The following is an 8,721-nucleotide window of genomic DNA, read 5'->3' as shown; positions in this document are numbered from 1 at the left end:
CCGACAAGGAGGAATCATGTTCGTGGACTACCCAACCGAGGACGAACTGCGGCAAAACTTCGTTGACGCGCTCGCCGCGGTCCGCGGTGGGGGCGGCGTCTCCTCGGACAACGGTCTCGACTTGCGCACCGTGCACGCGCTGTGGGAGATAGCCGACGCGTATCCGAACATCCCCGATAACCTGATCGTGGCCGCCGGCGCCGCCTTCGCGGGCCAGCTGGACGGCTCCAACGCGGCCGCGCGACAGGCCGCGATCGACCGTGCGTTCGAGCAGAACGAGTGAGCGAGGCCAGGCCTGGGTGACCCCGTGATCATCGGTAAAGTCGCTGGTCAACGTGTGTTCGGAGCAAGCGTGCCACCAAGATTCGGGTCTGTACATGCGAGGTCGACGCTAGTAACCATAGAATTGGCACGCTGTAGGAACTGGCTGCGATGCTGTCGTGCGCACATAACGTCAGCGGCGTCGCAGGTACGAGGAGGGCCAGTAGCGGATGAAGGATCCAGTGCACGAGCGTCGTTCGATGCCGAGGACGGGTGGGTGGCCTGTCGCTATCGTGTCGGCCTGCGGCCGTACTCGGAACCTTCGCGCTGGCAGGAGTGTGACCAATGGGTGATCCGAAGGACGATTGGAAGGGCTTCAAACGGCCCGGTGCCCTCAAGTTGGAAAATGGGGTCGCGACTCAGGCCGCGACCTTTTGCGCCGATATGCTCGACATCATCGATCTGGCCGTGGGAGATGTCGGCAGAGTTGTGCCGACCCAAGCCGAAATGTTCGGCCATTTACCCTCGGGTCATCGGTTGACCGATGAGTTCGTCAAGGCCGGCAAGAAGTTTCGTGACGAGGTCCTGGACAGCCATAAGAAAATATTGAACGATATGGCTCAGTCGTTTCTGATCGCGGGCAACCACTACAAGAACGCGGACACACAATCGCAGACCGATCTGGACGGCATCAAGAATAGTCGGAAACCCAGGGAGGGCATCGAGCGTATCGGGCAGTCCTGGCAGGTTGTCCTGTGCACCACAAAAGGCGATGTATACGGTTGGGCCGACACCCCGGTCTCCGATCCGAGCAACTATCAACGAGCGAAGCGGGACGACAAGGGTAACTGGCAGATCGGCAAATATGCTGGATTGCCTTCCGGACTTCAGGTTACGGACAAGGGAGCCCTCGTCGAGGCGGAACCTGCCGTATCGCTGCTGTATGAAGATTTTTACAAATTGGCTACCAGCCTAGGCGGTGTGTACGCCGCCAAGGATGTGGCGTCGGGCTGGAAGCGTATCGCCGATAAACTGGATGCGGGCTTCACCGACTTCAACGCGAATATCTCCGGCCTGGTGGACTCGGAGAAGTGGACCGGCCACGGTGCCGACAGTGCAAAGAATGCGGTGCACGTCTATACCGGCACCGGCAAGGCATTGGTCCAGGCCATGAAAAACATGAGCACCGTCTCGATGGACGCGTACAACTGGGGAAAAAACACTCAGGTCAATATGCCGAACTCCCCGGCCGACACGTTGTCTCCGGAAAACAAGAATATCGAACTAGGGCTGGCCCGAGATGCCTACGCCGGCTGGTATGAGCAGGGCATAGCGGCGACCTCCACCGCCATCCCGGAGCTGCCCCTTCCACTAGGCCCCAAACCGCAGCAGAACAACAGCACGCCGGGAACCCCGGGCACGCCAGGTACTCCGGGCACTCCGGGTACTCCAGGCAAGGCAAATCCCGGCACCCCCGGACTGCAGAACCAACAGCAGCAGCAGGATCAGCAGCGCAGGCTCCAGGAGCAGGCCGATCAGCAGCGCAAGGCCCTCGAAGACCAGCAGCGGCGGGCACAGGAGCAGCAGGCTCAGCGCGATAAGCTGCAGCAGCAGCAAGAGCAGCAGCGAGCCACCCAGCAAGCCGCGCAGCAGGCGAGCCAGCAGGCCACCCAGATGGCGTCGCAGATCGGGCAGCAGCTCTCCCAGGCAGCTCAGCAGATGGGCTCGCAATTGGCCACTGCCGCACAGCAAGCCGCGCAGCAAGCGGGCTTGGCCGGACTGCCGGTCCTGCCGAGCATGAAGGACCTGGAGGAGCAGGCGAAGAAGGCATTGGGCACGGCCTCGTCGAAAGGCGGCGGTCCTGGCCCCGGCAGCGCCGCGAAGCCCGGCGGTGTCGGACAGAACCTGGACAAGGCCTCGAAGTTGTTCCCGCGCGCCGAGGCGGCGACATCCGCCGCCGCGACCGGCGCGCGAGCGGGCCTCGCGACGAATGCCGGGATGGGCATGGGCCCCGGCCCCGGTCCCGGCGCTCAGGGACAGCAGAAGGAGCACAAGCGAGCCGACTATCTCGACTCCATCGAGCATCTCGAAGATGCGATCGGGGACGCGCCGGTAGTGGTCAAACCCATCGTCGAACAATGAACCGCACGTGGACGTTTACCGACCTCGAACTCTTTGCCTTTTGGGAACGGGCAACGACGACGTGGCTGCCCTGGCCGTTGCTCATGACCGCTCGCGTGCGCACCCGCAGCGAATTGGATTCACAGATACGGCAGGCGCTGGATCGGATCGAACGTGCGCACCCGGAGTTCGTCGATACGGTGTTGGAGACACTGCTCGAGCCTGATATCCAGATCGCGGTGCACGGCTCCGACGGCAACGACAACACGAAACCGGACACTCTGGTCCGTGTATATGCCGTCCGTCGTGGCGATATCGGCTACGTGGTAACCCAGAAACCTGGTGAAACCTATTGGCATAGTGGCGGATATATCGTCACCGAGTGCGACGCGCTGAGATTGGCCGACATGGTGGTGCAAGCAATTCCCGAGGTCCCGGCGGGTAGGGAAGCGGACTACATCCTGCCCACCGAGGACCGGGCCGAAGAGTTGGACTATTCCTACGCCAGTTCCATTGTGCAAGATTCCTTTACAGACTCTGTGCACTCTCGGTCCGCACGGTTCATGGCCGCGCCGGACCAATATGTGGGCACCATCGATATCACCCAGGGACGTTCTCGATTCGGCCCGCGTGGAGTTACCCGCCATCGGCTCGAGTGGCGCGACATCGAAGACGACGGTCGTTACGTCATTACCGAGGGAACCCCGGCCACGGCGGTCGCGGCGGACGGCAAGCGGTTCGTGCAGTTGATCAACGGCCGAATCGCCGAGGTGGTCCGTGCCATCAAGGACGAGCGCGCATAAGGAGTTGTTAAGGAGTTGACATGCGTGAGACGCTGTTATTGATCCCATGTTCGGAGAGGGAGCGGCCGTGACGACACCCAATGGCGATACGCCGCAGGAGTTTCCGACGGAATTCGTCGTGACCTCGCTGACCGGCTCGATCGCGGTGCGCACCACCGAGCAGGGCCTGCCGCTGGGTATCCGGCTGGACCAGGATCAATTGCGGCGTGCCCCGGAGGCGTTGGCGGCCGAGATCTTACGGCTGTGCAAGCAGTCGGCGAACCGGGCCGGGATGGCCCGTCGGACGCAACTGCAGGAAGCGGGCTTCACCTCCGAAATGCTGGCGATGACCGGGCTGCCCACCGAGCAGGAAGTGGCGCGGCAAGAGATCATCGAAGAGCAGGAGTACGAGACCGAGCCGCAGAGCTGGCTTCGATCAGTCTGACCAGGACGGGAATTCGGGAGGTAGTCATGGTCGACACGATGGACGAGCTGATCGCGCGGGTACAGCAGCAGATGTACCGACTGCGTGATCTCAACGAGGCGACCACCGGCATCTTGATGACCGAGACGTCGGAGGACGGCTCGGTCACCGCCTCGGTGGACGGTAACGGCGCGCTGGTCGGGCTGAGCTTTACCGGTGCGATAGCGAAGCTTTCGCCCGCCGACTTCGAGAAGACACTGGTCGACACCGCGCGCGCGGCGGCGTATCGCGCCTTCGCCGAGCGGGCCGAGCTGGTTACCGCGTATAACGAGGAAAGCGCGGCGAAGTGATCGAGAAATTACGCCGTGATCAGCGCATACATGCTCCGATAGGTAAGGTCTGACGAAACGCCTTATGGTGTTTCGGGATTGGATGTCAAGTCATGAATCACATTGAAGTTGTTCCAGATGCGGTTCGGGCCTACGGCTCCGCCTCGGCCGCGATGGCAGCGGGCGTCGCCTCGGCGGGCGCGGTGGACCAGGCGGCAACCATCGGCACGGTGGTGCCGGTGTTCGGCCTGATCGGCCAGGAGTTCCTCGCCTCGTTCGCGTTCGCGCAGGCGAACCATCTGAGCTCGGTGGCCGAACTGGCCGCGGTGCACGCCGGGACCGCGCTGACCGCGCACCAGGCGGCCAGCACCTACGAGTCCGCCGATGGCGCGTCCAGTGCGGCCATCGGATCGGTCAACTCGAAGCCATGACCATCCCCGGGGCCATCCCACCGCCGGGGGCGGAGCCGCTGGATCCGAGCGTGCTGGATCTGTTGCGGGGCAGCGTCCTAGCCCCGATGCTCGACCAGCCGGTGAACCACATCCTGCAGGACATGGGGCTGCCGAACCTGCCGGAGCTGCCCTCGTTCATCCATATGCCCGAGATGCCGCCGCTGCCGCAGCTTGACCTCACCGCGCTGATGCGGCCGCTGACCGATCTGGCGTCCGCGTTCGGCAACGGAAAGCTCGGCGCGCCACCGGCACCCCAGCCGGCCCCGGCCAACGCCGACGGCACCCAGAACGCGGCGGCGCCGCCACCGCCGATGGACCCGACCCAGCTGTTGACCGGCATCTCGACCGTCATGCAGACGGTGATGCAGGTCGGCACCTCCGCGATCCAGACGGCGATGTCGGTCTGGCAGGGCATGGCGGCGATGGAGGCGGCGAAGAAGTCGGGTGAGGCCGCGACCGACGCCGGCAAGCTGGAGAGCCAAAGCACCCAGGAGAAGGCGGTTCTCACCAACGCGGCGGGCAGCGTCTTCACCGGCGCCGGGCTGATGTCCGCAGTGGTTGCCAAGTTCTCCACCACCCTCGCGCTGGCGCCGCTGTACGCGGCAACCCCGCCGGGACAGGCGTTTCTGGCGGCCTCGGCGGTCGAGTCGATGGCCGAGGCGCTCGGCATCACGGTCAAGACCAAGGTCGAACTGCTCGGCCACAGCGGCACCATGACCGCGACCGGGACCAAGGTCCCGATCACCAACGCGCCCAAGGGCGTCGCGGGTGCGGGCGGCGCCGACCAGCTGAGCCAGCTGATGGGCATGGTGACGCCGCTGATCAGCACCGCGACCACGGCGGCACAGTCGCTCGGTCAGCTCGCCCAGGCGAGCTCGGCGCTCAGCGCGCCGAAGCCGGTCGTCGACTCGAAAACCCATGAGAGCAGCCAACTCTCCGATGACGAGAAGGCGAAAGCCGAAGCCGCGGGCGGTGTCGGCGGTCCCGGCGCGTTCGGTGGCCCCGGCCCCGGTGTCTCGGGCGCTCCCGCCGCTCCGTTGAACCCGTGGCAGGGCACTCGAGTCGCGAGCGGCTCGATGGGCTCGCTCACCGGGTTGAGCGGTGTGGGTGGGTCGAGTCCCGCCACCACAGCGGCGATGTCGACCGGTGGCACCGGCGGCATGGGCGGCGGGATGCCGATGTCCGGTGTCGCCGGCGCCGGACTCGGCAAAGACGGCGGGTCGAGCACCGATGCGCTGCGTGGCCAGCTGGTGACCAGTCAGCACGGCGACGAAGTGGTCGGCCGGATCGAGGGGGTCTCGTTGCCGGTGGTCGGCGCGGCCGACACCACGTCGGAACCACCGCCGGATAAAGAACTCACGCTCTGACTTTGAGGAGGGTCTCATGAGTAGTGATAGCGCGTTCACGAGCTTTCAGTTCGACGCTGACGCGGCCGGGGAGGCATCGAGTGGACTCGATGTGCTCGCCGACCGGCTGGCGGCGGATCTGCAGGCCGCCGAACAGGCATTGACGATCCAGCCGGCGGGGGCAGACGAAGTCTCCGGCCGGGCCGCGCAGACCGGGAACGAGGTCGCGTCGTCGTACCTGGCGAGCGCGCAGGCCAGCGTGACCGAAATGCGAAAGCTGGCGGCCACGTTGCGGTTGCACACCAACGAGTTCAGCCAGATGGAAAGCGACAGCGTCGCGGGCTTCAACGCGGCAGGCGGCACGTCCGCCTGAGGCACGGGTCCGTGGAAAGGCCTGTCTTGGAAAGGCACAGCGCAGCAATGATCGAACCACCGAAGCCAGGGTTTACCGGCGTGGTGTGGGAAGCTCGGCAGCCGGATCGGCTCGCCCGAGACCTCACCACGGGGCCGGGTTCTCTGCCGATGGCCGAGGCAGCCGCCGAATGGGCGCGGCTCGCCACGGTTTTCGGTGCGGCGGTGCTCGAATACGAGCGGGTCCTTGCTTCGCTGCGCACCGCATGGCAGTCCGGTCGCAGCAACGAGGTCATGGAAAAGGTGACCACGCTGCGGGATTGGCTGGTCGACGCGGCCACCACCGCGACCTCGAACGCCACCCGCTTGCAGACCCAGGTCGCCGCGTACGAGGTGGCCAGACTGACCATGCCGAACACCGCTGACATTCAGCAGATTCAGCAAGTGCAGGAGATGCTGAAAAGCATGGGTGCCATGCTCGGCGCGCCGATCCAGGCGATCGCCGCCGACAACGACGCGGACGCGGACATGGCGAAAGCCGTTGCGTCACGGGTGATGCGCAGCTACGAGACGGCCGCTGAACCATTGGCGACGCCGTGGCAGCATCAAGAACCGCCGAAGATCGCGCCCGAACAGGCATTGGCCGCCGAGCAGGCCACCGCTGCGGCGGCAGTGACACCCACCGCGATGCCGGGTATCGGCGGTATCCCGATCGGCTCGATCGCGATACCCACCTTGCCGCCACGGGCGCTATCGTCCTACCGCGCGCCGGTGTACTCGCAAGCCACCACGACTACCGAGTCAACGACGAAATCGACCCAGGTCAGTACGGCGAGCGCGACCGGCCAGTCGGCGCCGATCGCCCCCGGCGCGATGGGCGGCGCAGGCGGCGGCCAGGATTCGGCCCGGTTCCCACGCGCCAATCTGGCGGGCGAGGCGGACCAGATCGGGCTCGAAGGCGAAATCCAAGCCGCGCCAGCGGTTCTCGGCGGCACCGAGTCGGTGACGAAAACGCCCACCGAGACTCGGACCGAATCCGGCGGTGCGTCGTGACCACACTGACCAACGACGCGTTGCTCGCCGTCGCCGACCGGCTCGGGGTGCAGACCCTGCCGCTGGCGCTTTCGGTAGGGCCGCAGCAGGATTCGTTCGAGGAATGGCAGCGCGCGCAGGAGCACGCCATGGCCACCCTGATCGGCGACGGCCTGATCGACGCGCACGGCGAAGTGGCTTCGGAGCTGGCGGAAACGCTGTTCACGCTGGCCTTGCCGGAGCATGAACTGGTGGCCCGCATCTACACCGAAGACGGCCCGCGCCGAGTCTGTGTGGTGCGTCGCGGCGACGCGCACGCGGTCGCGGTCCGCTCCGGCGACGACTTCGAGGTGCGGCAGGTGTGGACCGATGGGTCCGCGGCCGATCTGGTGCGGCCGCTGCTTGCCGCCATGGGTCCGTGCCCGCCCGCCGACATTCCCCAGTTCAGCGTCCCCGCTGCGGAGCTGGCCGAACGGCTCAACGCCGCCGCCACCTCCAGCGAGCTCACGGACGCTCTCTATGCCCTGGGTGCCGCTGAGCGCGACGCCACCAAATTGGGGCTCGCGTTCGGTGCGACGCACGCTTACGCCGAGATCGTGGCGTGCGCCCATGAGGATGGCGTGACCACACGAGCGCCTGGTGCCGTCGCCGTGTACGACACCGCCCGCGGGCGGATCGTCGCAGCGCCGACGGTTTCCCCGGATCAGCAGGTCTGGTCCACGGTCACGCCAGGTTCCGACCACCGGGTTGCGCAAGCAGTCGCCACGTTGATCGAGGGGCTGCCCGGGGGGAGGTGGCTGCCTCAGTAGTTCTCGGGTGGCAACTTCGGTTGTCTCGTAGTTCGACGAGATCGTTTGCATCAGAACGATCATCAAAATGACGAAAGGTCAATGAAATGGCACTCACTAACCTCGCCCCCTCGGGCGACACCGTTGCGCTCGAGGCCCAAGGTATCACCGCGGTCGCCCAGCAACTGACGCAAGCGATCGAGAACCTGCGCGCCTCGGTCAAAGCAATCGACCATGCCGCAATGGAAGCGAAGGCTGGCTGGAAGGGTGACGCCAACGACGCGTTCGTTCGGGTCGCCAACGAGTGGGACCACGAGGCCACCGCGCTGAACGCGAAGTTCGACCGGTTCAACGAGGCGGTCGAGAACGGCAAGAAGACGCTGCTGGCCATGGACCAGACCTAAACGGCCTACTCCACTCCTATTCGTCACCCATCATTCGAAGGAACTGATCCATGACCATTATGTATGACCCCAAGACCATGAACCAGCTGTACGACGAGCTGAAGAATCACGGCGGCAAGATGCAGCAGGAGATCACCACGCTGGAGACCGTTGCCAAGGCCTTCCACAACAACCTGGCCGGTAAGAACGCGTCGGCGAGTTTCGACGCTATGCACAAGGAGCTCGACACGGAGCTCACCGACACCATCGACAAGGTGAACCAGCTCGCCGCGCAGGTGGAGAGCGCGCTGAACCGCGCACTCGAGGCCGATAACAAGGTCGGCGACGGTTTCTCCGCTTACGCCTGACCTTATCCCTTACCTGACGGCCGAGCGGGACAACCAGTTCCGTTCGGCCGTTTCGGGTTTCGAGCCAGTGCTGTAGTTCTCGAC

12 protein-coding genes are annotated in these 8,721 nt (G+C 65.2%); all 12 read left to right on the top strand.

The window, feature by feature from the left end; translation table 11 throughout:
* Nucleotides 1-16: 16 nt before the first annotated feature.
* The 12 genes from ACIBCN_RS33020 to ACIBCN_RS32965 all read left to right on the top strand — a co-directional run bounded on the left by ACIBCN_RS33020 (nt 17) and on the right by ACIBCN_RS32965 (nt 8,637).
* Nucleotides 17-283 carry a hypothetical protein gene (locus ACIBCN_RS33020; RefSeq protein ID WP_396995624.1) on the top strand — a complete coding sequence of 89 codons (267 nt, stop codon included), beginning with the start codon at nt 17-19 and terminating at the stop codon, nt 281-283.
* 323 nt (nt 284-606) lie between these two features.
* Nucleotides 607-2,403: a hypothetical protein gene (locus ACIBCN_RS33015; RefSeq protein ID WP_396995623.1), complete on the top strand. Its 1,797-nt coding sequence runs from the start codon at nt 607-609 to the stop codon at nt 2,401-2,403.
* Nucleotides 2,400-3,185: an ESX secretion-associated protein EspG gene (locus tag ACIBCN_RS33010; RefSeq protein ID WP_396995622.1), complete on the top strand. Its 786-nt coding sequence runs from the start codon at nt 2,400-2,402 to the stop codon at nt 3,183-3,185. The genes ACIBCN_RS33015 and ACIBCN_RS33010 overlap by 4 nt, the downstream gene beginning before the upstream one ends.
* A gap of 67 nt (nt 3,186-3,252) precedes the next feature.
* Complete coding sequence (locus ACIBCN_RS33005) at nt 3,253-3,609, top strand: hypothetical protein (protein ID WP_396995621.1); 357 nt, start codon at nt 3,253-3,255, stop codon at nt 3,607-3,609.
* A 26-nt stretch (nt 3,610-3,635) separates the two neighbouring features.
* Entirely contained in the window at nt 3,636-3,938 is a 303-nt protein-coding gene (locus ACIBCN_RS33000; RefSeq protein WP_396995620.1) for a YbaB/EbfC family nucleoid-associated protein, read from the top strand.
* A gap of 92 nt (nt 3,939-4,030) precedes the next feature.
* The gene (locus ACIBCN_RS32995; protein WP_396995619.1) at nt 4,031-4,348 is read left to right on the top strand and encodes a type VII secretion target; all 318 of its coding nucleotides are present in this window, start codon (nt 4,031-4,033) and stop codon (nt 4,346-4,348) included.
* Nucleotides 4,345-5,736 carry a hypothetical protein gene (locus ACIBCN_RS32990; protein ID WP_396995618.1) on the top strand — a complete coding sequence of 464 codons (1,392 nt, stop codon included), beginning with the start codon at nt 4,345-4,347 and terminating at the stop codon, nt 5,734-5,736. The genes ACIBCN_RS32995 and ACIBCN_RS32990 overlap by 4 nt, the downstream gene beginning before the upstream one ends.
* 16 nt (nt 5,737-5,752) lie before the next feature.
* On the top strand, nt 5,753-6,088 hold the full coding sequence (locus tag ACIBCN_RS32985; protein WP_396995617.1) for a PE domain-containing protein: 336 nt from the start codon (nt 5,753-5,755) through the stop codon (nt 6,086-6,088).
* A 47-nt stretch (nt 6,089-6,135) separates the two neighbouring features.
* Nucleotides 6,136-7,119 (top strand): PPE domain-containing protein, encoded by a 984-nt coding sequence (locus ACIBCN_RS32980; RefSeq protein WP_396995616.1) that lies wholly within the window; start codon nt 6,136-6,138, stop codon nt 7,117-7,119.
* The gene (locus tag ACIBCN_RS32975) at nt 7,116-7,907 is read left to right on the top strand and encodes an ESX secretion-associated protein EspG (RefSeq protein ID WP_396995615.1); all 792 of its coding nucleotides are present in this window, start codon (nt 7,116-7,118) and stop codon (nt 7,905-7,907) included. Before ACIBCN_RS32980 ends, ACIBCN_RS32975 begins: the two co-directional genes overlap by 4 nt.
* A gap of 86 nt (nt 7,908-7,993) precedes the next feature.
* The gene (locus tag ACIBCN_RS32970) at nt 7,994-8,290 is read left to right on the top strand and encodes a WXG100 family type VII secretion target (RefSeq protein WP_396995614.1); all 297 of its coding nucleotides are present in this window, start codon (nt 7,994-7,996) and stop codon (nt 8,288-8,290) included.
* A 50-nt stretch (nt 8,291-8,340) separates the two neighbouring features.
* Complete coding sequence (locus ACIBCN_RS32965; RefSeq protein ID WP_396995613.1) at nt 8,341-8,637, top strand: WXG100 family type VII secretion target; 297 nt, start codon at nt 8,341-8,343, stop codon at nt 8,635-8,637.
* Nucleotides 8,638-8,721: the final 84 nt, after the last annotated feature.

Origin of the sequence: Nocardia sp. NPDC051052, assembly GCF_044456045.1 — a bacterium.
Classification (GTDB): domain Bacteria; phylum Actinomycetota; class Actinomycetes; order Mycobacteriales; family Mycobacteriaceae; genus Nocardia.
This window is presented reverse-complemented; position numbering and strand designations above follow the sequence as displayed.